This window comes from Mesorhizobium sp. M5C.F.Ca.ET.164.01.1.1, assembly GCF_004792125.1.
In the GTDB taxonomy this organism is placed as follows: domain Bacteria; phylum Pseudomonadota; class Alphaproteobacteria; order Rhizobiales; family Rhizobiaceae; genus Mesorhizobium; species Mesorhizobium wenxiniae.
On record NZ_SRTG01000001.1, the window covers coordinates 867887 to 891445 of the forward strand.

25 protein-coding genes and 1 pseudogene are annotated in these 23559 nt (G+C 63.3%); 14 read left to right on the forward strand and 12 right to left on the reverse strand.

All coding sequences use genetic code 11. The features are described 5' to 3' along the window. Positions 1-293: 293 nt before the first annotated feature. Complete coding sequence (locus EN807_RS36355) at positions 294-440, reverse strand: hypothetical protein (protein WP_246684161.1); 147 nt, start codon at positions 438-440, stop codon at positions 294-296. On the opposite strand from EN807_RS36355, the gene EN807_RS04130 reads away from it, so the two are divergent. Further along, positions 378-812 carry a MarR family transcriptional regulator gene (locus EN807_RS04130; RefSeq protein ID WP_246684135.1) on the forward strand — a complete coding sequence of 145 codons (435 nt, stop codon included), beginning with the start codon at positions 378-380 and terminating at the stop codon, positions 810-812. The genes EN807_RS36355 and EN807_RS04130 overlap by 63 nt on opposite strands. Continuing rightward, entirely contained in the window at positions 809-1489 is a 681-nt protein-coding gene (locus EN807_RS04135; protein WP_135933989.1) for a GNAT family N-acetyltransferase, read from the forward strand. Before EN807_RS04130 ends, EN807_RS04135 begins: the two co-directional genes overlap by 4 nt. A 143-nt stretch (positions 1490-1632) precedes the next feature. Here EN807_RS04135 and EN807_RS04140 read toward each other — a convergent pair whose 3' ends face one another. Continuing rightward, complete coding sequence (locus EN807_RS04140; protein WP_135933990.1) at positions 1633-3624, reverse strand: PhoX family phosphatase; 1992 nt, start codon at positions 3622-3624, stop codon at positions 1633-1635. Positions 3625-3829: 205 nt separating this feature from the next. Between EN807_RS04140 and EN807_RS04145 the strand changes: the two genes are divergently transcribed. The 4 genes from EN807_RS04145 to EN807_RS04160 all read left to right on the forward strand — a co-directional run bounded on the left by EN807_RS04145 (position 3830) and on the right by EN807_RS04160 (position 7183). Beyond that, positions 3830-4168, forward strand: a complete 339-nt coding sequence (locus tag EN807_RS04145) for a hypothetical protein (protein WP_135933991.1) — start codon at positions 3830-3832, stop codon at positions 4166-4168. 12 nt (positions 4169-4180) lie between these two features. Further along, positions 4181-4882 carry a phosphatase PAP2 family protein gene (locus tag EN807_RS04150; protein ID WP_135933992.1) on the forward strand — a complete coding sequence of 234 codons (702 nt, stop codon included), beginning with the start codon at positions 4181-4183 and terminating at the stop codon, positions 4880-4882. A 197-nt stretch (positions 4883-5079) separates the two neighbouring features. Continuing rightward, a complete protein-coding gene (locus EN807_RS04155) occupies positions 5080-5349 on the forward strand; it encodes a helix-turn-helix transcriptional regulator (RefSeq protein WP_029347895.1) in 270 nt (89 codons plus the stop codon). A gap of 118 nt (positions 5350-5467) precedes the next feature. Beyond that, on the forward strand, positions 5468-7183 hold the full coding sequence (locus EN807_RS04160) for a SulP family inorganic anion transporter (protein WP_135933993.1): 1716 nt from the start codon (positions 5468-5470) through the stop codon (positions 7181-7183). 54 nt (positions 7184-7237) lie between these two features. Here the strand turns inward: EN807_RS04160 and EN807_RS04165 are convergent, their stop codons facing one another. After that, a complete protein-coding gene (locus EN807_RS04165) occupies positions 7238-8185 on the reverse strand; it encodes a CHAD domain-containing protein (RefSeq protein WP_135933994.1) in 948 nt (315 codons plus the stop codon). Continuing rightward, a complete protein-coding gene (locus tag EN807_RS04170) occupies positions 8182-8655 on the reverse strand; it encodes a CYTH domain-containing protein (protein WP_135933995.1) in 474 nt (157 codons plus the stop codon). The genes EN807_RS04165 and EN807_RS04170 overlap by 4 nt, the downstream gene beginning before the upstream one ends. 89 nt (positions 8656-8744) lie before the next feature. Between EN807_RS04170 and EN807_RS04175 the strand changes: the two genes are divergently transcribed. The 4 genes from EN807_RS04175 to EN807_RS04190 are packed head-to-tail and all read left to right on the forward strand — an operon-like array spanning position 8745 to position 12455. Continuing rightward, complete coding sequence (locus EN807_RS04175; RefSeq protein ID WP_135933996.1) at positions 8745-9443, forward strand: CerR family C-terminal domain-containing protein; 699 nt, start codon at positions 8745-8747, stop codon at positions 9441-9443. Further along, positions 9440-10393 (forward strand): HlyD family efflux transporter periplasmic adaptor subunit, encoded by a 954-nt coding sequence (locus EN807_RS04180; RefSeq protein ID WP_135933997.1) that lies wholly within the window; start codon positions 9440-9442, stop codon positions 10391-10393. Before EN807_RS04175 ends, EN807_RS04180 begins: the two co-directional genes overlap by 4 nt. Beyond that, positions 10390-11310, forward strand: a complete 921-nt coding sequence (locus tag EN807_RS04185; protein WP_135933998.1) for an ABC transporter ATP-binding protein — start codon at positions 10390-10392, stop codon at positions 11308-11310. Before EN807_RS04180 ends, EN807_RS04185 begins: the two co-directional genes overlap by 4 nt. Positions 11311-11318: 8 nt before the next feature. Further along, the gene (locus EN807_RS04190) at positions 11319-12455 is read left to right on the forward strand and encodes an ABC transporter permease (RefSeq protein ID WP_135935779.1); all 1137 of its coding nucleotides are present in this window, start codon (positions 11319-11321) and stop codon (positions 12453-12455) included. 120 nt (positions 12456-12575) lie between these two features. Here EN807_RS04190 and EN807_RS04195 read toward each other — a convergent pair whose 3' ends face one another. Both EN807_RS04195 and EN807_RS04200 read right to left on the reverse strand, forming a co-directional pair. Continuing rightward, positions 12576-13205 carry a glutathione S-transferase family protein gene (locus EN807_RS04195; RefSeq protein WP_135933999.1) on the reverse strand — a complete coding sequence of 210 codons (630 nt, stop codon included), beginning with the start codon at positions 13203-13205 and terminating at the stop codon, positions 12576-12578. 87 nt (positions 13206-13292) lie between these two features. Then, positions 13293-14270 (reverse strand): threonine/serine dehydratase, encoded by a 978-nt coding sequence (locus EN807_RS04200; RefSeq protein WP_135934000.1) that lies wholly within the window; start codon positions 14268-14270, stop codon positions 13293-13295. A 484-nt stretch (positions 14271-14754) separates the two neighbouring features. On the opposite strand from EN807_RS04200, the gene EN807_RS04205 reads away from it, so the two are divergent. Both EN807_RS04205 and EN807_RS04210 read left to right on the forward strand, forming a co-directional pair. After that, entirely contained in the window at positions 14755-16863 is a 2109-nt protein-coding gene (locus EN807_RS04205) for a S8 family serine peptidase (protein WP_135934001.1), read from the forward strand. Then, on the forward strand, positions 16860-18209 hold the full coding sequence (locus EN807_RS04210; RefSeq protein WP_135934002.1) for an MBL fold metallo-hydrolase: 1350 nt from the start codon (positions 16860-16862) through the stop codon (positions 18207-18209). Before EN807_RS04205 ends, EN807_RS04210 begins: the two co-directional genes overlap by 4 nt. A gap of 308 nt (positions 18210-18517) precedes the next feature. Here EN807_RS04210 and EN807_RS04215 read toward each other — a convergent pair whose 3' ends face one another. Further along, on the reverse strand, positions 18518-18841 hold the full coding sequence (locus EN807_RS04215) for a hypothetical protein (protein ID WP_029347916.1): 324 nt from the start codon (positions 18839-18841) through the stop codon (positions 18518-18520). A 178-nt stretch (positions 18842-19019) separates the two neighbouring features. Between EN807_RS04215 and mbfA the strand changes: the two genes are divergently transcribed. Next, positions 19020-20003, forward strand: a complete 984-nt coding sequence (mbfA, locus tag EN807_RS04220; protein ID WP_135934003.1) for an iron exporter MbfA — start codon at positions 19020-19022, stop codon at positions 20001-20003. A gap of 6 nt (positions 20004-20009) precedes the next feature. On the opposite strand, the gene EN807_RS04225 is transcribed toward mbfA, so the two are convergent. The 3 genes from EN807_RS04225 to EN807_RS04235 form a co-directional block, all read right to left on the reverse strand. After that, positions 20010-20354, reverse strand: coding sequence for an antibiotic biosynthesis monooxygenase (locus EN807_RS04225; protein ID WP_135934004.1), 345 nt, complete (start codon positions 20352-20354; stop codon positions 20010-20012). Further along, on the reverse strand, positions 20351-20737 hold the full coding sequence (locus tag EN807_RS04230) for an NIPSNAP family protein (protein WP_135934005.1): 387 nt from the start codon (positions 20735-20737) through the stop codon (positions 20351-20353). Before EN807_RS04230 ends, EN807_RS04225 begins: the two co-directional genes overlap by 4 nt. A 97-nt stretch (positions 20738-20834) precedes the next feature. Next, positions 20835-21062, reverse strand: a complete 228-nt coding sequence (locus EN807_RS04235) for a DUF1127 domain-containing protein (protein WP_135934006.1) — start codon at positions 21060-21062, stop codon at positions 20835-20837. A gap of 68 nt (positions 21063-21130) precedes the next feature. Between EN807_RS04235 and EN807_RS04240 the strand changes: the two genes are divergently transcribed. Next, on the forward strand, positions 21131-21805 hold the full coding sequence (locus EN807_RS04240; RefSeq protein ID WP_135934007.1) for a winged helix-turn-helix domain-containing protein: 675 nt from the start codon (positions 21131-21133) through the stop codon (positions 21803-21805). Positions 21806-21812: 7 nt separating this feature from the next. On the opposite strand, the pseudogene ligD reads toward EN807_RS04240, so the two are convergent. Together ligD and EN807_RS04250 are read right to left on the reverse strand one after the other, a co-directional pair. Further along, positions 21813-22827: pseudogene (gene ligD, locus EN807_RS04245) on the reverse strand (DNA ligase D); the annotation flags it as partial. 62 nt (positions 22828-22889) lie between these two features. Continuing rightward, positions 22890-23396, reverse strand: coding sequence for a ferritin-like domain-containing protein (locus EN807_RS04250; RefSeq protein WP_027154740.1), 507 nt, complete (start codon positions 23394-23396; stop codon positions 22890-22892). Positions 23397-23559 lie beyond the last annotated feature (163 nt).

Genomic DNA, 23559 nt, shown 5'->3' on the forward strand with positions numbered 1-23559 from the left:
GAAGGTAATTGACTGTGCGGCTGCCTCAAATCGCCTTGACCAGGCGGAGCAATCCCAGCATGGAGGCCAGCCCAGGGCCTCGAATCAGTTGCCTTGGCGCAATTGATTACCGATCATATCGCGCAAGCGCCATATTGGATGCAATCGGCGCCGACTGAAGGGAAATCTCCGCCAAATGGCCGGCTAATGGCAGCGGCTCCATCCCGATGTCACCAGCCGGATTGGGCCGCGCCTCATGGATCGCCCCTCATGGGTCGCGCACTTTGACTTTCTATGCATTGTTATATACTATGTTATAGATTGGTAAGGACGAGTTGATTATGGAAGACGTCATACGGTCTCTTGGTTTCCTGTGCCTGGGCAGCAGGTTCAAGCGTATAGGCGAGCAATTGCAGGCGGATACGCAGCGAGTTCTCGATCGCCTGGATGTCCCGGTTCAATCGAGCCAGTATCCACTCCTAGCCGCGCTCGACAGGCTGGGGCCCCTGCCCGTCGGTGAACTGGCCCAGGCTCTTGGGATTGCGCAGCCGGGCGTCACACGAAGCGTGGCTCTTCTGGCCGAGCTGGGATTGGTCGAAGTCAGCCCGTCGAACAATGACCAAAGGCGCAGGATTGTCGCCCTCACGCGGAATGGTCGACGGCTGGTCGATGTTGCGAAGCGCGACGTCTGGCCACGTATCGAGAAGGCCGTCGCGAATTTGTGCGTAGACCTTTCGGGGCCGCTTCTCGATCAACTGGCTGCAATCGAGGACGGCCTCGCTGCGGCTCCCCTCCACCGTCGTGCAGGAAGGGCCGTGGGTTCCGTGCAATGAAACATGTCCTCGACCGCCCGATCTGGAGCGCGCTCGCGACACGACATCAGGCCTTCGCGCAAGGTGACAACCTTGCCAAGCGATACCGGCCGTCAATTGTTTCTTTTGCAGCCACCGCCGCCGATGACCCGGAAAGCCTGCAAGCGCTCGGCAGGCTTATTCCACCGTATGAGAGCGCCATCCTGGTTCAGGCGGACGCCATTGCCCTGCCGGCGAGGTTTTCTGTGATTTCCACTGCTGCCCTGGTCCAGATGATTGCCGAGCCGCCATTGCAGATCGTGTCCGACGAGCGCGTGCAACGCATGACGCGCGACGATGCCGCCGAGATGCTCGCCTTGGCGTCGATCACCAAGCCCGGGCCATTCACGCTCGAGGCTTTGAACCTGGGCGATTTCTGGGGTGTGAGAATCGGAGGCAGACTGGTGGCGATGGCCGGCGAACGCATGAAGCAGCCCGGCTACACCGAGCTTAGCGGGGTGTGCTCACATCCGGAGTTTCGCGGCGGCGGCCTAGGCAGGCTGCTGTCCCTGTTCGTGGCAAGCCAGATCATGGCGCGCGGCGAAATACCATACCTTCACGCCTATGCCAGCAACGCAGCGGCCATAGGCTTGTACGAATCCATTGGCTTCAGATTGAGAAGCACGATGAATATGGCCGTGGTTCAACGCGATGGATAATTGCCAAGAGCGTGGTTGGTGGCCGGATCGCGTTTGACGATCTCGACGATGATGTGGGCCCTCTCCCCTTTTCTCAAACACCTTTTAAGGGAGAGAAGGGATTTCGTATCAGCGAAATCCCCCTCTGAGGCCGCAAGCCCTGGTCAGACCGCGATCTTGCCGCCGCCCTGTTTGGTGATGGCGACGACCGACGGCCGCACCGGCATATCGGGCTTGAAGTCAGGCCAGCGGGTCGACGGGTCCTCGTAGTAAGAGGGACGGCCAAAAGCCTCCCAGTCTTCGCCGCCATCGGCCGGATGCTGAACCGCGACGAAGGCGGTCTGGTCGTCGGGCGTGAATAGCGGGCCGCACATTTCGGCGCCGATCGGCACGCGGAAGAACAGCTTTGATGTCGCCCGTGCCTCGCCTTCGGTGTCGACCGCCCACAGGCCATCGGTGCGGCCGGTGGCCTTCGGGCCCTGGCCATCGGTGGCGACCCAAAGCCGGCCGGCCGAATCGATGGCGCAATTGTCCGGCATGCCGAACCAGCCATTGGCGGTCGTTGCGGTCGAGAAGGTGGCGCCGACTTCGGCCACTGAGGGATCGCCGCATTTCAAGAGCACTTCCCACTTGCCCTTGGCAGCAGTGAAATCGCCACCGTCCTCGACGATCTCGATAATGTGGCCGAAAGCGTTTTCGGCGCGCGGATTGGCGGCATCAACCTGGTCCGTCTTGCGTTTAGAATTGTTGGTCAGCATGACGTAGACTTTGCCAGTCGTCGGATGGGGCTGGATATCCTCGGGGCGGTCCATCTTGGTGGCGCCGAGCAGATCGGCGGCACGGCGCGTCTCGATGAGCACGTCGGCTTGGCTGGCAAAGCCGTTCTCCGCCGTCAGCGGGCCCTGGCCGAAGACGATGGGCAGCCATTCGATCGACCCGTCCTCGGCGAATTTGGCGACATAGAGCGTGCCGTCGTCGAGAAGATTCATGTTGGCGGCGCGGTCCTCGGCGTTGAACTTGCCGGCCGTGACGAATTTATAGACATAGTCGAAGCGCTCGTCGTCGCCGAGATAGAAGACGACACGGCCATCCTTGGCGACGATCGATTCAGCACCCTCATGCTTGAAGCGGCCCATGGCAGTGCGCTTCCGTGGCACCGAGGTCGGATCGTTGACGTCGACCTCAACGATCCAGCCGAAGCGATTAGGCTCGTTCGGCTCCTTGCCGATGTCGAAGCGGTCGTAATGCGCACCCCATTCATAGGCGCCCTCGGGAATCCCCAGGCGCTTGTAGTTGGCGGCCTCCTTGTGGCCTGCCTGCAGCTCGCCCGAGAAATAGCCGTGTATGTTTTCCTCGGCCATGACGTAGGTGCCCCAGGGCGTGACGCCGCCGGCACAGTTGTTGACGGTGCCGAAGACCTTTATGCCGGTCGGATCGGCACTGGTCTTGACGCGGTCGTGGCCGGCGACGGGGCCGGACAGTGCCATCTCGGTATTGGAGGTGATGCGGCGGTTGAGCTTGCCGTCGCGCACCACCTGCCATTTGCCTGATACTTTGCGGATCTCGACGATGGTGCCGCCATGCGCGGCCATCTCGATATCGACCTGTTCCTTGCTCAGCGGCGCCTGCTTGGCCTCGCCCTCGACGATGGTGACGAGGCCCGGGAACATCAGATGCGGATTGGTGTATTCGTGGTTGACCACCAGCAGACCATGCTCGGCCGAGCCGTCGATCGGGATATAGCCGACATAGTCGTTGTTGTAGCCGAACTGTCTTTCCTGGGCCTGCGCCGACTGTTTTGTTGGATCGAATTCCGGCGAATCGGCAAACAGCGGATCGCCCCAGCGCAACAGCACGTCGGCGTCATAGCCGGCGGCGACATGATGCTTGTCGTCCACGCCTGCCTCGACCTCGTCGAAGCTGAAGGCCGAGCCGCCGGCGGCGCGGGCATCGTCGGCGAGGATCAGCGCCAGCGGGCTGACGGTGGCGGCGATGGCGGTTGCCGCGAGCGATCCCTGCAGGAAACCACGGCGCGAGAACCGCGCGGCGATGATCTCGCCCATCGTCTGGTTGTCGGTGGGATTGGCTCCCGGCCCACCGTTTTCCTCGAGCAGGCTGGTGCGGAAATGGGCGTTTGGGGAGCGATGTTCTGTCATGGGCTTGCCCTCTGGCTTTCTTTGGGATGGCTTGAGCGTGCTGCTTGACTGACCGCGTATCGCCGGCAGATCACAGTTTGATGACATTGCCGGCCAATTTCCAGCCCCGATTTCGTGTCCATGATCAGCCTCGCTTGACCGCGACCCGAGCTTCGGAAACAACATCTGCGGCAAGCGTGGAAGGACCGCGTCGAGAGGGAAAAAAGTGAGTTTCTGGGGACTGGGGCAGCTCGGCATTTCGACGGTGATCTTCCTGCTGGCGGCGACGGCGGCCAAGCAATGGGGACTGGCGCCGAGCCTCGGCAAGATCGTTCTGACGCTGGCGCTCTATTCGGCGGGCAATCTGATCATGCTGAGGCTGATCCGTGAATTCGGCATGTCGGTGTCGTTCAGCCTGTCGGCGGTGATCCAGCTGGTATCGGTGAACGTGGTGGCACTGGTGTTCTTCGGCGAGCGCGTCAATCCGTTGCAGGGCACTGGCATCGTGCTCGCCGTCGCAGCGGTGGCGCTGATCACGCTCGGTCCCTATCTGCAAAGGCCGTAACTGCGAGGGCCGATGAAGAATACCGCAAGCAAGCTGTTCAACTGGCTCGAATTCCCGGTGCTGCTGGCCGGACTGGTCCTCGCCGGCGGACTTTGGGGATTCGAGGAACTGATGGAGGTGGCGCGAGACACCACGCCGCACGCCTTCGATACGGAAATCCTGCTCGCCTTCCGTGAAGCGGGCCAGCCCGACAATCCGATCGGACCGCTATGGCTGGAAGGGGCGATGCGCGACATCACCAGCCTCGGCAGCGCCAGCGTGCTCGTGCTGATCACGGCCGCCGTGATCGTCTATCTGCTGCTGATCCACAGGCCGGGACCGGCGTTTCTCGTCCTCGTCGCGGTGGCGGGCGGGCAGGCCCTGTCGAGCACGCTGAAGCTCGGAATCGACCGGCCGCGCCCCGATCTGGTCTCGCATCTCGCCGACGTGGCATCGCTTTCTTTTCCGAGCGGCCACGCGATGCTGTCGGCGGTGACATATTTGACGCTGGGCAGCATGGCGTCGCGCTTCCTGCCTGGACGAACGACGAAGATTTACGTGCTGTCGCTGGCGGTGCTGACGACACTGCTGGTCGGCATTAGCCGCATCTATCTCGGCGTTCATTGGCCATCGGACGTGCTGGCCGGCTGGTGCGCCGGCTTCGCCTGGGCGATGCTGTGCTGGTTGGCCGCATGGGCGCTACAGCGACGGCGTGGGCGGACCGACGGCGCCTGAACCGGCCGTTCAGAACGAAGCTGTGCTAATTCTCCTCGAAGTTGCAGCAGCTGGGGCCTGCTATCCTAGCTGGCGCGCAGGCTCTGCAGGACGCAAAATGGTATGGCGCGCATGTCTGACATGTGCATCGTGACGCTTGAACCATCACAATGATGATATTATACATGGGCTGGAGACTCAGACGGGGTTTTTAGCCGATGATCACTGCCGCGCAGATGCGCGCCGCAAGGGCGCTGGCCGGCATCGATCAGAAGACGCTCGCCGAGCGCGCCGGGGTTTCGCTTCCAACCATCCAGCGCATGGAAGCGAGCGACGGCGTCGTCAGGGGCGTAGTCGACACGCTGATGAAGGTCATCCAGGCCCTCGATGAGGCCGGCGTGGAACTGATCGGCGAGAACCAGGCCAGCGAGCGCGGCGGCAGGGGCGTGCGCCTCAAGCCGATCGTGCCGAAGAACCCCCCAGGCTGAGTCGATAAAAGTCGCGACGGCGACCGCCGACAGTCCTGCCGACGATCTCGCCGCCTTGGTTTTTATGCATGTCGTTGCCCCACTTTGAGCGACCTGCATCAGGAGCGGAAGGCAGTCCATGGATCGGCGGGCAATTCATCAACCGGCGCGGCCAACATTTTCCGAACTGTTCACGCCGAAACTGGTGACGGTGCTGCGCGAGGGCTACACCTCAGAGCATTTCAAGGCCGATGCCATCGCCGGACTGACCGTGGCCATCGTCGCGCTGCCGCTGTCGATGGCGATCGCGATCGCGTCGGGCGTGACGCCGGAGCGCGGGCTCTACACCTCCATCATCGGCGGCTTCCTCGTCTCGGCGCTCGGCGGCAGCCGCTTCCAGATCGGCGGGCCGGCCGGCGCCTTCATCGTGCTGGTGGCGGCAACGGTGGCGCGGGTCGGTGTCGACGGGTTGCTGCTGGCGACGATGATGGCCGGCATCTTCCTGCTCGCCATCGGCTATCTCAGGCTTGGCACCTACATCAAGTTCATTCCCTATCCGGTGACCGTCGGCTTCACCGCCGGCATCGCCATCATTATCTTCTCCGGCCAGATCGTCGAGCTGTTCGGGCTGAAGCTCGCCGGCAAAGAGCCTGGACCGCTGGTGCCGAAGCTGATGGCTATCGGCGAGGCGGCCGGCACGATCAATGTCGCCGCCACCTTCGTGGCCGTACTGACCATCGTCGCCATCGCCCTGATGAAGCGGTGGCGGCCGAAATGGCCCGCCATGCTGATCGCCATAGGTCTGGCTTCGCTCGTCGTAGCGCTGTTTTCCCTGCCCGCCGAAACGATCGGTACACGCTTCGGCGGCATCCCGCGCAGCCTGCAAATGCCGGCCTTTCCGCCAATCAGCTTCGATAGGGCGATCGACGTCCTGCCGGACGCCATAGCCTTTGCGCTGCTCGGCGCGATCGAATCGCTGTTGTCGGCGGTTGTCGCCGATGGCATGACTGGAAGGCGGCACCGCTCCAATTGCGAACTCGTGGCGCAGGGCTTTGCCAACATCGCGTCCGCCCTGTTCGGCGGCATCTGCACCACCGGCACTATTGCCCGCACGGCGACCAATGTGCGAGCCGGCGCGCATGGACCGGTTTCGGGCATGATCCACTCGGTCCTCCTGCTTGCCCTGATGCTGGTCGCGGCGCCGCTGGCCAGCTACATCCCGCTTGCAGCCCTTGCCGGCGTGCTGGCGGTGGTGTGCTGGAACATGTTCGAGAAGCAGGCCTTTGCCACGTTGCTGCGTGCCTCACGCGGCGATGCGCTGGTGCTGATGGCGACATTCCTGATCGTCATCTTCCGCGACCTCACCGAAGGCATCGTCGTCGGCTTCGCGCTGGGCTCGATCCTGTTCATCGACCGCATGGCCAAGAGCATTGCGGTTGAGCCGGACCAGAGACTGGTGCAGGACGATGTCGCCGACAGAACCGGCGCTGCTAACGCATACGATTCGAGCGAAGCGAGCGAGGCCGACACCGTCGTTTACCGGATTTCGGGCGCCTTCTTCTTCGGCGCCGCCTCGACCGTCGCCACGGTGCTGGACCGCATCGCCGACCAGCGCAAGAACTTCATCCTCGACTGCTCGGAGGTGCCGTTCTTCGATTCGACGGCGGCCAACGTCATCGAGGGCGCTGCTTACAAGGCGAGGCGCGCCGGCGTGCGCTTCATTATATCAGGCGCTTCGCCGCAGACACGTCGCATGCTTATCAATCATGGCGTCAAGCGGCCGCTGGTGACCTATGCCGCATCGATCAGGGATGCGCGGGCGCAACTGAAAAAAGCCCCCCCGGGAGAGGTCTAAACCTCCTCCTCATTTGTCAACGATGTCGGGACGGACACCGACGCAAGGACCGAGTCAGCCTGCGGCGCCCGGCGCACTGGCGTCTTCGTGCGGCGCACCGGCCAGATCGTCGCGCACTTTGCGCGCGAGTTTCCTTGTCGAGCGCCTGGGGCTGTCGCCGAACAGATCGGCTGCCGCGGCGAGACAGGTCTTTTTCAGGCTTTTCTCCGAGCGCTTCAACAGCTTGCTCAGGAGCCGCGTTTCTTGAGGAGAGCCGAGCGGCCGGTCGTCGGCTTCGAGAAGCGTACGCAGGACGAACACATCATGCAGTTCGCCCAGCATTTCGCCGAGTTCGTCGACCGCCTTGCGCCGGGCCTTGATCGGCGTCGGCCACAGCCTCCCGAGCAGCGACAGATGCATGCCGTGAGTCTTTGCCGCCTTACGCAGATCGTGGAAATCGTCGGCCTCACCCCGGGAGCCAGCCTTGTCCAGCGCCTTTCTGGCGCGACGCAGAGTGATGCGGGCGCCTTCGGCAAGCACATCGGCGGCCTGTTCGGGCTGGTCGGGCAAGGCCAGCGCATCGATCCGGCCGATGCCCTCCTCGCAGGCGGCAATCGCTGCACCTATCGCGGCGCCGAGGCCAGCGCCGCCATGCAAATCCTGCTGGCGGGCGACAAGCCTGTCGCGGACCTCATCGAGACCGCCGCCTGCACCGTGTTCGGGAAAGCTTGCCGCCAGCCGGTCGATGGTCTCGACCAGCGCGGTTGCCTCGCGCGGGCCTGCCAGCAGAGCCGACACCTGGCGGTAACACTGGTTCTCGGTCCGGCAGAATGTTTCGTCTCCGGAACGGACCAAGCGCAGCAAGGCACGAACGTTCTTCAGCCGTTTGCGGCATTTGTGCAGCGCCTGCTCCGGCCTGTCATGCGCCGCGTCCAGATGGACGAGCGCCTTGCCGATCTCCTCAGCGAGGATGCGCCTGACCTCGCCGGTCAACGGCAGGCGCGGATCGATGCGATAGCTCATGCGGCGATCTCCGGAATCCCCTCGAGGGCGAGCGACGCGTTGTAGAACCTGTGCTCGCCGGTGACTTCGCGGCCGAGCCAATCTGGCAGCATTTCGTCCTGCACGTCCTGCGGCGTCTCAAGCTCGGCGACCACCAGACCGCTAAGCATCCCGCCGAAGACATCGACTTCATAGAGAAGGCCGCGATGCCTAACATGGTGGCGTGTCTTCTCGATGACACGTCCGATGGCGAAGGCCAGCATCTGTTCCGCATCCGCCAGAGGGATCGGATATTCGAATTCGTCGCGTTCGCGGGCCTTGCTGCCGAATTTGAGCGTCAGCTTTGCCGAGGCGCCTTCGCTGATGCGCACGCGGACCGAGCGGTCGGGTGCGGCGGCGAGATAGAACTGGCGAATGCGGATGTCCGCCTCGACCAGATCCCGCCACTGCGCGCCGGAGACCAGGAACTTGCGCTCGATTTCCTTGACCATGGCTTCGCACTAAAGCGCGTGCGGCTGGAGATGGCAAGATGGACATAGGCGAGTTGACATTAATCATTCGATTGATTAAATTGTCCGTTATGAGTAAGCCAACAAACGCCAAAATCCTGCGTCGCGAGGCATCTCCCGCCGACATGACGCGCGCGGCACTTGTCCGCGCGGCGCTGAAGTTGTTCGGACGCCAGGGTTTCGACGGCACATCGACGCGGGAGATCGCGGCTGAGGCCAAGGCCAATATCGGCTCGATCGCCTATCATTTCGGCGGCAAGGAAGGGCTTCGCGCGGCAGCGGCCGATTATATCGTCGACACCATCCAGACCATTGCCGGCCAGGCGATCGGCAATCTGCAGGCGCCGAGCGCTTCAGAAGCGGGCGACCCCGAAGCGGCGCGGGCACAACTGTTCACCGCATTGGAGCGGATGGTGGCCTTCATCGTGGCAAGGCCGGAGGCCGGTGAGATCGTGCAGTTCGTCCTGCGTGAACTTTCGCATCCGACGGCGGCACTCGACCGCATCTATGACGGCGTGTTCGAGCCGACGCATCGCCGGCTCTGCCTGATTTGGGAGCAGGCGACGGGCGAGCCGGCCGAAAGCGAGGCTACCCGACTCACCGTGTTCACGCTGATCGGCCAGGTCGTCTATTTCCGCATCGGTCGCGAGGCGGTGATGCGCCGCATGGGCTGGCGCGCGATCGGCGACGCCGAGGCCACCAAGATCGCGGCGGCGGTGACGGATAACCTAGGGGCCATATTGGCCGCCCGGAAGGATCGTAGGTCATGAGTTTCCTCTGCTCTCTGCCGCTCGCCGCCCTGCTTTTCAGCGCCTGCGCACCGGCGGCGCCGCTCGCCGTCGGCTATGTCGAGGGCGACTATGTGCTGCTCGCGCCGATCGAGGTGGCGCAGGTGGAGACGATTTCGGTCAAGCGCGGCGACCGTGTCGTGCCGGGCACGCCAGTGGTGACGCTGGAAAGCGCCGACGCAAGAATAGCTGTCGCGCAAGCCGAGGCGGCCCTTGCCCAGGCCCAGGCGCAACTTGCCGACCTGCAGGTCGGCAAACGGCCGGAAGAGATTGAGGTGCTCAAGGCGCAGGTCGACATGGCCAAGGCGCAGGCCGCAGACGCCAAACGCAGATACACCCGCGCCAGCGACCTGTTCAAACGCGGCACCGGCACGCAGGCCGATTTTGACACCGCCTCGGCCACGCTGGAGACAGCCAATGCGCAGGTCGGCCAGGCGGAAGCCAATCTCGCCGTCGGCGGCCTGCCGGCACGGCCCGAAACGATCAAGGCGGCCGAGAATCAGGTCAGCCAAGCGCAATCGACGCTGGAGCAAGCGCGCTGGCGGCTGTCGAAGCGCGTACTGGCGGCGCCGTCGCCCGGTCGCGTCAACGACGTGATCCGCAATCCGGGCGACACGGCCGGCCCGACCGCGCCGGTCATTTCGATACTGCCGGACGGCGCCGTGAAGCTCAGCGTCTATGTGCCGGAAAGTGCGTTCTCGTCGGTGAAAGTCGGCACGCTGCTCAATGTTCATTGCGACGGCTGCGGGCCGGACGTGAAGGCTCGCGTCAGCTACGTGTCGCCGGATCCGGAATTCACGCCACCGGTGATCTACTCACTCGAGACCCGGCAGAAGCTGGTCTATCTGGTCGAGGCACGGCCGGAGGGCGATGCCAGCGCGCTGCAACCGGGGCAGATCGTCGATGTCGATCTGGGAGATATCGGCAAATGAACGCCATCGATGTCCATGGCTTGGTCAAGCGTTTTGGTGACAAGACCGTCGTAGACCATGTGACGATGACGGTGGCTGAAGGCGAGATCGTCGGCTTCCTCGGCCCGAACGGCTCGGGCAAGACGACGACCATCCGCATCATGTGCGGCCTGCTGACGCCGGACGAGGGCGAAGGCACGGTGCTCGGCTTCGATATTCGCACCGACAGTCTGAGGATCAAGCGCGAAGTCGGCTACATGACGCAGAAATTCTCGTTCTACGAGGATTTGACCATCGCCGAGAACCTTGAATTCGTGGCGCGGCTCTATGGGTTGAAGCCGCTCGACGAGCATGTCGGCAGGACTCTGGAAGATCTTGGCCTCACCTCGCGCAAGGACCAGTTGGCCGGCACGCTGTCCGGTGGCTGGAAGCAGCGGCTGGCACTGGCCGCCTGCATCATGCACAACCCCAGATTGCTGTTGCTCGATGAGCCGACGGCGGGCGTCGACCCGAAGGCGCGGCGTGAATTCTGGGACGAGATCCATCGGCTGGCCAGCGGGGGGCTGACCGTGCTGGTCTCCACGCATTACATGGACGAGGCCGAGCGCTGCCACCGCATCAGCTACATCTCCTACGGCAAGATGCTGGCCACCGGCACGGTCGACGAGGTGGTCAGGAATGCCGGGCTGACGACCTTCGTCGTGCAGGGTCCGCGGCTTGACCAGGTTGCTGCCGCACTCAGCGATCGCCCCGGCGTCGACCAGGTGGCGCCGTTCGGTGCGACGCTGCACGTTGTCGGCTCCGACAAGAGCACGCTTCAGGCAGCGCTCGCCGATGTCGAGAAAGAGCACAAGGGCGTCACGGTGACGCCGGGCGAGACCAGCCTGGAGGATGTGTTCATCCAGTTCATGTCCGGCTCGAAGGACAACATGGGATGAGAAACGGGATAAACAGCGTCTTTTCCTTCGCCAGGCTCGGCGCGCTGCTGACCAAGGAGTTCATCCAGATGCGGCGCGACCGCATCACCTTCGCCATGATGCTGGGCGTGCCGCTGATGCAGCTCGTGCTGTTTGGCTATGCCATCAACAACGATCCGAAGAGCCTGCCGGCAGCCCTGGTGGCGACGAGCAGCGATCCTTACACGCGGGCCATGGTTTCGGCGCTGCAGACCACCGGCTATTACAGGTTCGACCGTGTCGCGCAAAGTGCCGCCGAGGCGGAATTCCTGATGGCGCGTGGCGACGTCGCCTTCGTCGTCACCATCCCCGCCGATTTTGCGCGGCGGGTCGAGCGCGGCGACCAGCCGCAGATTCTGATCGAAGCGGACGCGACCGACCCGGCCGCCGCCAGCGGCGCCATCTCGACGCTCGGCACCGTCGCCAACCAGGCGCTGCTCCGAGCACGCGGCATGCAGCAGACAGCCGCCGAGGCTGCCCGGGGCCAACTCGAAGTGGTGGTCCACCGGCGCTACAATCCGGAAGGCATCTCGCAATACAACATCGTGCCCGGCCTGCTTGGCGTCATCCTGCAGATGACGATGGTGATGATGACCTCGATCGCGCTGACACGCGAGACCGAGCGCGGCACGATGGAGAATCTTCTGGCGATGCCCTCCAGCCCGCTCGAGATCATGCTGGGCAAGGTGCTGCCCTATCTGGTGGTCGGCGCCGTTCAAGTGGTGGTGGTGCTGGCGGCGGCCAAGCTGCTGTTTGGCGTTCCCTTCACCGGGTCGTTGTCACTGCTGCTATCGGCGGTTCTGGTCTTCGTGCTGGCGCTGGTGCTGCTCGGCTACACCATCTCGACGATGGCGCGCACGCAGATGCAGGCACTGCAGCTCACCTTCTTCTTCTTCCTGCCGTCGATCCTTTTGTCGGGCTTCATGTTCCCCTATCGCGGCATGCCTGGCTGGGCGCAGATCTTCGGCGAGATTCTGCCGCTGACGCATTTCCTTCGCATCATCCGCGCGGTGATGCTGAAAGGCGCCGACCTGCCGGCGGTCGCAACCGAAATCGGCTGGCTCGTCGTGTTCGTGGCGCTATTTGCCGGCGTGGCGCTGGTGCGGTTCCGCCGCACTCTGGACTAGTCCAGCTCAAGCAGCCTACGCAAATGGCCGAGATGGGTGGAGTGCGGAGTTCCGACGTGAACAGCAGCTCAGCTCACTTGGATGCATGATCATTCGGGTCGAGATTTATGCGGGTCTGGCCTAACCCGGGACCGGCGGCAATTCAGGCGCGTCCAGTCCTTGGAAAGGATTGCGCCAGGCGTCGATTTCTTCAAACTGACGATACCAGCGGCTGACAGAAGGATAATCGTCGAGCGGCAATCTGGCGACATCGTTGAAGGGCAGAAACGTCGCCATTCGAAAGTCGGCATAGGAAACCGAATCTTCGACCAGCCATACTCGCTCGGAAAGCTCGGCCTCAAGTGTTGCAGCGGCCGTGCGGAAGTCTCTCAGCCCCTCTTCAACCCGGTGCTGATCAATCGGGCCGAGCCCAAACCGCTGTTTGGTCCCGCGTTCGAAATGCACGACGTCGCAAGCTCTGGCGAAGTTCTCCTTACCCCAACTGAGCCATCGGATCATCTCGGGTTCATCGTCGCCGGTGCGCCAGAGATCCGAATGCGCGTCGCGTGAAAGCCGGCAGGCTATGGCATCGGCCTCCCAGAGGCTTTTTCCCGAGCCTACGAGTATGGGCAGTGAAAGATTTGGATTTAGCAGGCGATATCGCTCAGCCTGCCCGGGAGCGAAGGGGGAGGCGAATTCAAACTCGACCTTATAGCGCGCTACCGCGACCGCGAGGCGGGGATTGGGATTGCGGCTGAAGTACAGCTTCATTGCATGTCAGTCCTTGAATGGTTCGACTGGACGCGCAGGAGCGCTATGACGCTTGGCATCGGAGCGAAGCCGGAACCGCTTTCCACCCTATGCCGACGCCATGATCTCAGCATAGGTGCTGAAATCGACATTGCCGCCGGACAGCACCACGGCGACGCATTTGGCTGATAGCTCGATCTCGCCCGATGACAGCGCGGCCAGCCCGACGCTGCCGCCGGGCTCGACCACCAGCTTGAGATGGGCCATGGCGTCGCGCATCGCCTGTGCCGCGGCACTGTCGGAAACGGCAATGCCGCCGGCGAGATTCCTGCGGTTGATCTCGAAGGTGATCGCGCCCGGCTCGGTGGTGAGGAGCGCGTCGCAGATCGAAGTGTGGCCGGGTTCGATCGAAACCCGGGCACCTTTGGCCAGTGAGCGACAGGTGTCGTCGAAATGCTCGGGCTCCACCGCCCAGACGGCCGTGCCCGGCGAGGCATCCTTGACCGCAATGGAGATGCCGCTGCTCAAGCCGCCGCCGCCGCAGGGAATGACGACGGCGTCGAGGCTCACCCCGAGCGCTTTCGCCTGCGCCATCAGTTCGAGGCCGATCGTGCCCTGGCCGGCGATTATGGCGGGATCGTCGAATGGCGGGACCAGGATCATGCCCCTTTCCACGTACGGGCGAACCACCGTCATGCGGTCATCGCGGAAACGATCGAACGGCACCACTTCCGCACCCATTTTCCTGACTTTGCCGACCTTCATCGCCGGCGCATCGGTGGGCATGGCGATGACCGCCTTGACGCCGAACATCGCCGCCGACGCGGCGACGCCTTGCGCGTGATTGCCCGACGAAAAGGCGACGACACCACGGCTGCGCTCCTCGTCGCTCAGCGACGACAGTTTGTTATAGGCGCCGCGGAACTTGAAAGAGCCGGTGCGCTGCAGCGTCTCCGGCTTGAACAGGATCCTGGCACCGAAGCGCTTGTTCAGCTCCGGCGATTCGATCAGCGGCGTTTCGACAATCAAGCCGGACAATCGCAATGCTGCGGCGCGGATATCGGCGATGCCGGGAGGGGTGGTCATGGGGAGGTCCTGCAGAATGAGATCGCCCATGGTGCACGGAAAACCAGGCCGCGCACCACTGTAAAAATGTGACCGTTACAATTCGCCTTTGGGCAGGAAGGGGGCGTGCTCATCGGCAGCCGGCCACTCTGACAACATCGTGGCGGCGCACATGGTTTGTGGCGGGGCAAGAAGTGCTTGGCGCGCAATGTGGTTGAAGCGCGTCATGAGGCCCGGTCCAGTGCCTACCCGGCCGCACGCCGAACTCGCCAAGGCCGCCGCCTTCGCCACCCCCGCACGCGCAGTCAGCGGCGCCATCATGAACCTCACTTGTGATTCATGATGGATGTTATTGATCTGCGCCTACCAGTAACCCGCTGTTCTGTACGCGAGTTGCAACTACAACGATAAATACACGCCACTCTGTTGCTTGTGACAATATTAACTGACATCCTCCGTCTCAGAAGAGTCTGTCGTCCTCAAAATATTCGACAGGGCGGATGCGATGAGTGACAGTTGGCAGAACGTTGTGCTGCGGAACCAGCATCCGAAATTGCGGATGTTCGCAAATTGTGACGCAGACGTCAGTTCCGCGAAATCTGAAGTGCAGCCGGCGCTGCGCGTGACCACCGAGGAGCTTGCGGCCTCCACTCCACCGCTCGCTACCGCCATCGCACCCGAGGACGCCCCGGTCAGCGGCACCGCCAAGAAGCACGGGGTCGACGTGCAGGCGCAGCGGGCGGCCGTCGAGGTCAGCGTTTTCGTCCGCTCCACCGATTCACTGCCACCGGTGGCTGGCCAGCAGACCTTGCGCGGTATGGCGACCCGCCGGATGACCCTCGATGAAGTGTACGACCTCGCGCGCGACGCCGGCACCATCTTTATCGAACCGGCCGATGCCCTGAAGCTGCCGCGTCCGATCAAGGGCAGCGCCGGCGGCACCGCTCCAGCCCGCCGGGTCCCGGGCGTCACTCCGGCCCAACTCGGCGACGGCAAGGGCATGCTGATCGGCATCATCGATGTCGAAGGCTTCGACTGGGCCCATACCGATTTCCTCGTCGGCGGCAAATCGCGCTTCGTCAGCATCTGGGATCAGGGTGCCAAGGTCGGCCGCAATCGCAAGGGCCTCAAGCGCGGTCGGGTGATCTCCGCCGCCGACATGCAAACCGCACTGACGGACGCCGCCAAGATTCACGTCTCGCCGCACGATCTCGAGCCGCAATCGCAGATGGTGGTGGGCTCGCACGGCACCCATGTCGCCTCCATCGCCGCCGGCAATAGCGGTCTCTGCAGCGCAGCCGAAATCGCCGCGGTGCTGATCGCGCTGCCGGAAGACGAAATCGACCGGCGCACGTCGTTCTACGATTCCACCTGCCTGCTCGACGCCGTCTACTACCTGCTCGATCTCGCCGGTGAGCGCCCCATCTCGATCAACATCAGCCTCGGGACCAACGGCCACGCCCATGACGGTTCAAGCATCCTCGACCGCTGGATCGACGCGTTGCTATCGGAGCCCGGCCGTTCGATCTGCATTGCCGCCGGCAACGCCGGCCAGGAACGACCCGAGGCTCCGGACGATCTCGGCTACATGATGGGCCGCATTCATGCGAGCGGCAAAATCGATGCCCAGGGCCTCGACCACATCCTCGAGTGGCAGGTCGTCGGCGACAAGATCAAGGATGCATCGGAGAACGAGCTCGAGATCTGGTACGAGCCGCAGGATCGCCTCGCCATCAGCATCCGCCCGCCTGATGGCGACTGGATCGGCCCGATCCAGCCCGGTGAGTTCCTCGAGAACCACCAGCTACCCGACCGCACACTGATCAGCGTCTACAACGAGTTGCACCACCCGACCAACGGCGCCAACTACATCGCCACCTACCTGACGCCGTTCTTCGGCAGCAACCTGATCATCGGCATCCCCGCCGGCGTCTGGCAAGTCCGGCTGCACGGCCTCGTCATCCGCGACGGCGCCTTCCACGCTTGGATCGAGCGCGACGACCCGGCCGACTTGGGCGACGGCAGCTACTTCTGGCCGTCGTTCTTCACCGAGGCCTCGCATGTCGACACCTCCTCGGTCAGCGCCCTGGCCTGCGGCCAACGCATCATCTCCGTCGCCAATCTCGATGAACTGAAGCGCCGCGCTCACATCACCTCGAGCCAGGGTCCGACCCGTGACGGCCGGCTGAAGCCCGACATCACTGCGCCCGGCACCGGCATCGTCGCGGCCAACGGCTTCGGCGGTCCGGATGACCCCTGGATCGAAATGACCGGCACCAGCATGGCGAGCCCCTATGTGGCCGGCGTCATCGGCCTGATGCTGGCGGCCGAGCCGACGCTCACCGCTGCCCAGATCCTCGGCATCATTAAGGCCACCGCCCGGCCCCTCCCCGGCGCCACCTACCAGTGGACGAACGACCTCGGCTTCGGTGTCATCTCTCCTGCCGCCTGCGTCGCCGAAGCCTCCCACGCGCTGGCCCGTACCGAGCTGAAGAAAACCACGCCGCCCGCTACCGCTCCCACCGTCACCGCCGCGGCCCCGCCGGGCCGTCCCGCCAGTCGCCGTGCCGCGAAGCCTGCAACCCGCCGCCCGCCGCCCGAGGCCGCATCATGAAAATCACCCTGCTGCCCTCCGACAAGGGCGATTGCCTGCTGATCGAGGCCGGTTCCGTCACCATCCTCGCCGATGGCGGTATGCCCGGCTCCTATGCCTCCGAGGTGCGCGGCTATCTCGGCAAATGGGCCGAGGACACCGGCAAGCAACTAGACCTCGTCTATGTCTCGCACGTCGATCAGGATCACATCGCCGGCGTACTGCAGCTGCTCGAGGACACAGTGCAATGGCGCGTTTTCGACCACAAGCACGCCAGCGGCCAGTCCTCCGGCAAGCCACCGTTCAGGAGACCGCCCAGGGTCAAGCGTATCTGGCACAACGCCTTCAAGCTCATGGTGGATGAGTCCGAGGCGATCGGCACTGTCCTCGCCGCCCGCGCTAACACGCTGTCCAGTTCGGCCAACCCGTCACTGCTTCGGCTCGCCGACGCCTTCCGCAGCATCGCCAACTCGATCCCCGAGGCGATCAAGGTGTCCCGCCGCATCGCCGCCGACCAGTTGAACATCCCTCTCAATGGCGAGTTCGGCAAGCTCCTCGCCATGGTCCGCGGCCACGAGGTGATCAGCCTCGCGGCTAACAGCTCCCTCGCCATCCGCGTCATCGGCCCGTTCGAGAAGGATCTCGAAGTCCTCCGCAAATACTGGAAGAACTGGCTCAGCAACCCCAAGAAGGCGGGCTCGCTGCGGGACCTCGAGGAGTGGCTGGAAGAAAACGACGGTCCGATCCCGCCCGGCTTCGGCGTGTCCATCGACGACGAACTGGGCCACCGCAAGGACGTCACCGAGCCCAACCTCGCCTCGCTCATGCTGCTGCTCGAGGAGCCGAAGGCTAGCGGCGGTGTCACCCGCGTCATCATGACCGGCGATGGCCATGCCGACGATATCCTCGCCGGCCTCACCCATCACGGCCGCCTCGCCGACGGCGCCGGGCTGCATGTCGACGTGCTGAAGCTCCAGCACCACGGTTCCGAGCACAATCTGCACCGCGCCTTCGCCAGGCGCATCACCGCCGATCACTACCTGATCTGCGCCAACGGCAAGGACAAAAACCCCGACCTGCGTGTCCTCGAGGTGCTGCTCGATTCCCGGCTGGGCGTTGCCGACAAGCTCTCCCCGAACGCGGAAGCCGGCCAGCCCTTCACCATATGGCTCAACTGCAGCACCCACTATCTCGACAAGCAGCAGGCCGCCTACATTGCGAAGAAGGGCACGCGCTCCACCGAACTCGACAAGAACATCGCTCATATGAAGGCGGTCGAGGCTCTCCTCGCCGAGGCCAAACAGCAGAACCCCGGCAGGCTGAAGCTCAAATCCCTCAAAGCCTCGCCGCTCGAACTCGAGGTCTGAACCGATAACGCGTCGAAGTCAGTCCGCGCATCACCAGCGCCACCACGCCCTCGCGCCTGCATGGACTGCTTGGGAGGCTCCAAAGTATGGCGACCGCCATGGGGTCTGCGGCCTGTGGCGAACTGGCCGCTCCGGCCCTCCGCTATGGCTTCGGGCGTTCGTCGATTCAATCGACGAATGGCTGTCGATTGCCCCGGCCTGGCAGCTGATTTGCCTCAGCCGGGGGCCGCTGCCGGCGGCAGCTCCCCGGTTCGAATCCTTTGAAAGGTCCCCTGGACCTTTCAATTCGCCTGCGGCGAACCGGGTTCTCACCCCAAAAGCGTCCTTTTCCGTTTGGCGCCGCCCATCTTGCGCCAGGTGTTGAAACGATGGGTGGCGGCGGCGAAGGAGATCTTCATCTGCTGGGCAACCGAATAGCGCGATTTGCCCTCGTCGAACATGCGGTAGCAGCACTCGACGCCCTCCTCTGTCAGCTTGCCGTCGGGTGCTTTGTTGTGCGGATTGGCCGGATCGAATTTTTCGACCTGCTGCTCGACCAAGCCTTTGAGGCGCTGCAGGTCCCCCTCGATGCTGGCGATGAGGTCGAGAACGGGTTTCGGGTCAAATGCATGGGTGGGCAATTTTGCCGGCATTTACGGTTTCCTTTCTCTTGGCTTAAGTTCGGCTATATAGGTGAACATTCGCCAATGAAGAAGAGGTGGCGGAAGAATCCCGGAGACGCTGATTTTGAACGTCCGGCCGACGGGCGCGATTGACCAAGAGCGCACCAAACCCTAGTTTAGAATTATTCTAAACTAGGGTGTATTTCTCATGCTTTCTCGTGTTTTCGGTTTTGGCCGCCGTCCTTTCGAGTCGCTCTCGGAGCAAGAGATCCTGGCGCTCGCCATTTCTTCCGAGGAGGATGACGGGCGCATCTACCGCGCCTTTGCCGACGGGCTGGCGGGTAGCTTTCCGCATTCGGCCAAAGTGTTCGAGGAGATGGCCGAGGAAGAGGACGGCCATCGCGACTCGCTGATTGAGCTTCACCGCGAACGTTTCGGCGAACGCATTCCGCTGATCCGGCGCGAGCATGTGAAGGGCTATTACGAGCGCAGGCCCGACTGGCTGGTCAGGCCGCTCGGCATCGAGCATGTGCGCCAACAGGTTGAGACGATGGAGCGGCAAGCCTATCTGTTTTATGTCGAGGCGGCGAAACGCACCAGCGATGCCTCGACGCGAAAGCTGCTCGACGATCTGGCGGTCGCCGAACAGGGCCACGAGACGTTGGCGCAGCGGCTGGAGAAAGAGCATGTGCCGGGTGCGGTGAAGGATGAGGAAGCCGCGGCCGAGCAGCGCCAGTTCATCCTGACCTATGTGCAGCCGGGACTGGCCGGGCTGATGGACGGATCGGTGTCGACGCTGGCGCCGATCTTCGCCGCCGCCTTCGCCACGCACGACACGTTCCAGACCTTCCTGGTCGGGCTTGCCGCCTCGATCGGCGCCGGCATCTCGATGGGCTTCACCGAGGTCGCCTCCGACGACGGCAAGCTGTCGGGGCGCGGCTCGCCGGTTAAACGCGGCATCACCACAGGCGTCATGACGGCGCTGGGCGGTCTCGGTCACGCCTTGCCCTACCTCATTCCGTATTTCTGGACCGCGACAATTCTCGCGATCGTGGTGGTGTTCTTCGAGCTGTGGGCGATCGCCTTTGTGCAGAACCGTTACATGCAGACGCCATTCTGGCGCGCCGCCTTCCAGGTGGTGCTGGGTGGCGCGCTGGTGTTTGCGGCTGGAGTGCTGATCGGGAATGCTTAGAAAGCCCTACCCATTCACCGCCCGGCTGTCCTCAGGCGCCTCGGCGCGTTCGGTCAGGCCGTAGTCGCGCACGACATGGGCGATGCGCAGACGATAGCCGGCAAAGATGCCGCCACGGCCGGCCTTCTGCGCCTGCCTATGTTCCTCCGTGTTTCGCCAAGCCTTCACCGCCTCCTCGTCGCGCCAGAACGACAGCGACAGGATGCGGTTCGGGTCGGTGAGGCTCTGAAAGCGCTCGATGGTGAGAAACCCGTCTATGCCGTCGAGCAGCGGACGCAGGTCGGCGGCGAGGCCGATATAGGCGTCGCGCTTGCCCGCTGCCGGCTCGACTTCGAAGATGACGGCGATCATAGTTTCACCTTTCCTTCAGGCATGATCTCGGTCTGAAAAGTCTGCAACTTCTGGGGATCATGCCTCGGTGCGTGCGGCCCGGACGCGAGTTTCAGAAACGTCCGATCCTCCTTCAGGATGAATCTTTTACGCCGGGCGAATTCGTAATTCGCCCTGCCGACCGGGTCGGCGGCGAGCCTGATGCGGTAGGCCTCGTAAGCCGCCAGGCTGTCGATGTTGTAGGCGGCATAGGCAGTCGTGGCCGAGCCTTCATGCGGCGCAAAGTAGCCGATCAGATCGGCGCCGCAGCGCGGGATGGCCTGGCCCCAGTTGCGGGCATATTCCTCGAATGCAGCCTTGCCGAACGGGTCGATCTCGTAGCGGATGAAGCAGGTGATGGTCATCTTTTGTCTCCTTGCTGAATTTGGTTCGTTGCGGCGACAGTTCGAGCGGGGTCGAAACGTTCGGCGGACCGATGTGCTAGGCAACTTTCTCCGGTGGTCACGCTTGCCAGAAGGACTTCGCGCATTCGCGGCGAACGTCTTCTGGCGTCAGGCCAACATCGCGCAAAAGGTGCTCGTCAATCTCGGCGAGGTCGAGGCGCTGCAGATGGCGGTCGTACCACCGCGCCAGGAGCCGCAGATGCAACCTGCGCAAGATAATGAACGGAAACGGCCGACGGCCGAAGCGCCTGACAAGCACGGTGTGGGGAACGGTTCTTGCGGTCATGGTTGTCTCCTTGATCTCGGCGGAGGATAGTGGTTATCTGACGACAATGCTTCGATGAAGGACGAACTATGCGTGAAGGACCGGACATAGCCCGCATCGCCAGCCTGGTCGGAGATCCGGCGCGGGCTAACATGCTGACTGCATTGATGGGCGGCACGGCACTGACAGCGAGCGAACTGGCGCTCGAGGCCGGCGTTTCGCTGCCGACTGCCAGCTCGCATCTGTCGAAACTGATGGAGGGAGGGCTGCTGACGCTGGCAAGCCAGGGGCGGCATCGCTACTACGGCCTCGCCGGGCCGCTGGTGGCGGGCATGATCGAGGCGATCACCGGTGTCGCCGCCGCGGTCGGGCCGCAACGGGTGCGGCCGGGTCCGCGTGATGCGGCCATGCGCGCGGCACGGGTTTGCTACGACCACCTCGCCGGAGAACAGGCAGTGGCGATGCTGGATCGTCTTGTCGGCAAAAAAGTCCTCATCCGCGATGATAAGGAGATCAGGCTTGGGCCGTCAGCCGCCGCGCACTTCGCCGAGATCGGCATCGATGTCGAGAGCAAGGCGCGGCGACCCGTGTGCCGGGCCTGCCTCGACTGGAGCGTGCGGCGCTCGCATCTGGCCGGCACGCTGGGCGCGGCCATTCTCGACAAGATCCTTTTGGAAAAATGGGCGCGGCGCGAAAAGGACAGCCGCGCGGTGATCTTTTCGCCGATGGGCAAGCAGGCCTTCGAGACGGTTTTTCTCGGCTGAAAGATGATCAGCCGCGCCTGAGCGGCTTGCCCTGCTTGAAAAAATCCGCCCAGGGATCGGCTTTCGCCAACTGCTTCAGCGTCGTCTTGTTGCCGACCGGAAAGGCGTTCGGCGCCAACCCGGCCTCGATCTCCGCCCAGGTCGCCGGCATCGAGACCGTAGCGCCTTTCTTGGCCCGCGACGAATAGGGTGCCACCGTGGTCGAGCCGCGGCCATTGCGCAGATAGTCGACGAAGATCTTGCCGGTGCGCGCCTTCTTCGACAGCGTCGCTGTATACCGATCAGGGGCGGCCTGCTCGAGGGCGCGGGCGAAATCGTGAGCGAAGTCCTTCACCTCATCCCAATCCACCGACGGTTTCAGCGGCACGACGACATGATAGCCCTTGCCACCCGAGGTCTTAACGAAATGCGGCAATGACAGCTCATCGAGCTGGCCTCGGATTTGGAGCGCCGCCGCGCGCACCGCTTTCACGTCGACGCCCTCGTCGGGATCGAGATCGAAGATGATCTGGTCCGGCTTGTCCAGTTCGTCGATGGTGCAGCCCCAGATATGGATCTCGACCACGCCGAGCTGGACCAAGGCAGCGATACCGTCGAAATCGCGGATGAACAATATCTCCTCGCCGTCCAACGGATCCTTCATCCTGGCGATTTTTTCGTGCATGCCCGCGGACGCATGCTTCTGGAAGAAGCGTTGGCCGCCGACGCCGTCCGGCGCCCGTACAAGGCTGAGCGGCCGATTGACGACGAATTGTTGCATGCGCGGCCAGACCAAAGCGTAATGATCGAGCAGACCCTGCTTAGATATCTTCTCCTGCGGCCACAGAAGCTTGTCGGGATGAGAAAGCTTTACGGCGGTTTTTGCCCCCCCGGCGGATTTGACAGAGGTCTCGCCCTTGCCCCTGGCAGGCTTTGCCTTGGTGTCGGCCTTGCCTGCGGGTGCCTTCGGCTTTTCCTGCACGACTTCCTCCGCCGGTTTGTCCTCGCGCAATCTGGAACGAGGCGTGGCGCATTATACGGTCGACGTCCAGGTACGGAAAGTGAGGCAAAGCCGGGTTGTCCGGCCTTGCCTCGATCGCGAGTGCTATTCCGCGGCCTGAAGGTTGACCTTGGCTTCCGCAATCTCGGTAAGCTTGCGGTCGGTCGCCTGCTCTTCCTTGATGTTGTTGGCGAGGACGTTGGCACAGTCGGTGCGGCCAAGCTGCTTGGCCCAGGCGATCAGCGTGCCGTAACGGGTTATCTCGTAGTGCTCGACCGCTTGCGCGGATGCGATCAGGGCGGCGTCGAGAACGTCCTTGTCGTCGATGTCGCCGCTGACTTCATCGGCTTCCTCGAGAATGCCGTCGATAGCCGGACAGTTGACCGTCTTGGCCTTCACGCCATGCAGTTCGAACACCTTCTCGACCCGCTCGATATGGCCTTTGGTCTGGCCGAGGTGCTTCTCCAGGCCGGCTTTCAGCTGCGGATCGGTCGCCTTGTCGATCATCTTCGGCAGCGACTTCTCGATCTGTTTTTCGGCGTAATAGATGTCGCGCAGCGTGTGGACGAAAAGGTCGTCCAGCGTCTTGATGTCTTTCGAAAAGAAACCCATGGCTTTGCCTTTCCATTGTTCTTGCTGTGTCGGGGTCCTGGCGGCGGTTCCGCACGGAAGCCGCTACCTGCTGGGCCGGTGGGTCCCGGCTCTTAGCGTCAACGTGCGGCTATCGGACGGGTTCCTGGCTTTCCCCGAGCACGCACGGAAATTTCGCGGCGCC

Coding starts and splice junctions, on each gene's coding strand:
- EN807_RS04165 (WP_135933994.1), bottom strand. CDS start 8,185: ATGAGCTATCGCATCGATCCGCGCCTGCCGTTGACCGGCGAGGTCAGG.
- EN807_RS04235 (WP_135934006.1), bottom strand. CDS start 21,062: ATGACCGCAAGAACCGTTCCCCACACCGTGCTTGTCAGGCGCTTCGGC.
- EN807_RS04185 (WP_135933998.1), top strand. CDS start 10,390: ATGAACGCCATCGATGTCCATGGCTTGGTCAAGCGTTTTGGTGACAAG.
- EN807_RS04195 (WP_135933999.1), bottom strand. CDS start 13,205: ATGAAGCTGTACTTCAGCCGCAATCCCAATCCCCGCCTCGCGGTCGCG.
- EN807_RS04175 (WP_135933996.1), top strand. CDS start 8,745: ATGAGTAAGCCAACAAACGCCAAAATCCTGCGTCGCGAGGCATCTCCC.
- EN807_RS04180 (WP_135933997.1), top strand. CDS start 9,440: ATGAGTTTCCTCTGCTCTCTGCCGCTCGCCGCCCTGCTTTTCAGCGCC.
- EN807_RS04250 (WP_027154740.1), bottom strand. CDS start 23,396: ATGGGTTTCTTTTCGAAAGACATCAAGACGCTGGACGACCTTTTCGTC.
- mbfA (WP_135934003.1), top strand. CDS start 19,020: ATGCTTTCTCGTGTTTTCGGTTTTGGCCGCCGTCCTTTCGAGTCGCTC.
- EN807_RS04170 (WP_135933995.1), bottom strand. CDS start 8,655: ATGGTCAAGGAAATCGAGCGCAAGTTCCTGGTCTCCGGCGCGCAGTGG.
- EN807_RS04160 (WP_135933993.1), top strand. CDS start 5,468: ATGGATCGGCGGGCAATTCATCAACCGGCGCGGCCAACATTTTCCGAA.
- EN807_RS04210 (WP_135934002.1), top strand. CDS start 16,860: ATGAAAATCACCCTGCTGCCCTCCGACAAGGGCGATTGCCTGCTGATC.
- EN807_RS04215 (WP_029347916.1), bottom strand. CDS start 18,841: ATGCCGGCAAAATTGCCCACCCATGCATTTGACCCGAAACCCGTTCTC.
- EN807_RS04140 (WP_135933990.1), bottom strand. CDS start 3,624: ATGACAGAACATCGCTCCCCAAACGCCCATTTCCGCACCAGCCTGCTC.
- EN807_RS04200 (WP_135934000.1), bottom strand. CDS start 14,270: ATGACCACCCCTCCCGGCATCGCCGATATCCGCGCCGCAGCATTGCGA.
- EN807_RS04240 (WP_135934007.1), top strand. CDS start 21,131: ATGCGTGAAGGACCGGACATAGCCCGCATCGCCAGCCTGGTCGGAGAT.
- EN807_RS04205 (WP_135934001.1), top strand. CDS start 14,755: ATGAGTGACAGTTGGCAGAACGTTGTGCTGCGGAACCAGCATCCGAAA.
- EN807_RS04155 (WP_029347895.1), top strand. CDS start 5,080: ATGATCACTGCCGCGCAGATGCGCGCCGCAAGGGCGCTGGCCGGCATC.
- EN807_RS04135 (WP_135933989.1), top strand. CDS start 809: ATGAAACATGTCCTCGACCGCCCGATCTGGAGCGCGCTCGCGACACGA.
- EN807_RS04230 (WP_135934005.1), bottom strand. CDS start 20,737: ATGACCATCACCTGCTTCATCCGCTACGAGATCGACCCGTTCGGCAAG.
- EN807_RS04150 (WP_135933992.1), top strand. CDS start 4,181: ATGAAGAATACCGCAAGCAAGCTGTTCAACTGGCTCGAATTCCCGGTG.
- EN807_RS04225 (WP_135934004.1), bottom strand. CDS start 20,354: ATGATCGCCGTCATCTTCGAAGTCGAGCCGGCAGCGGGCAAGCGCGAC.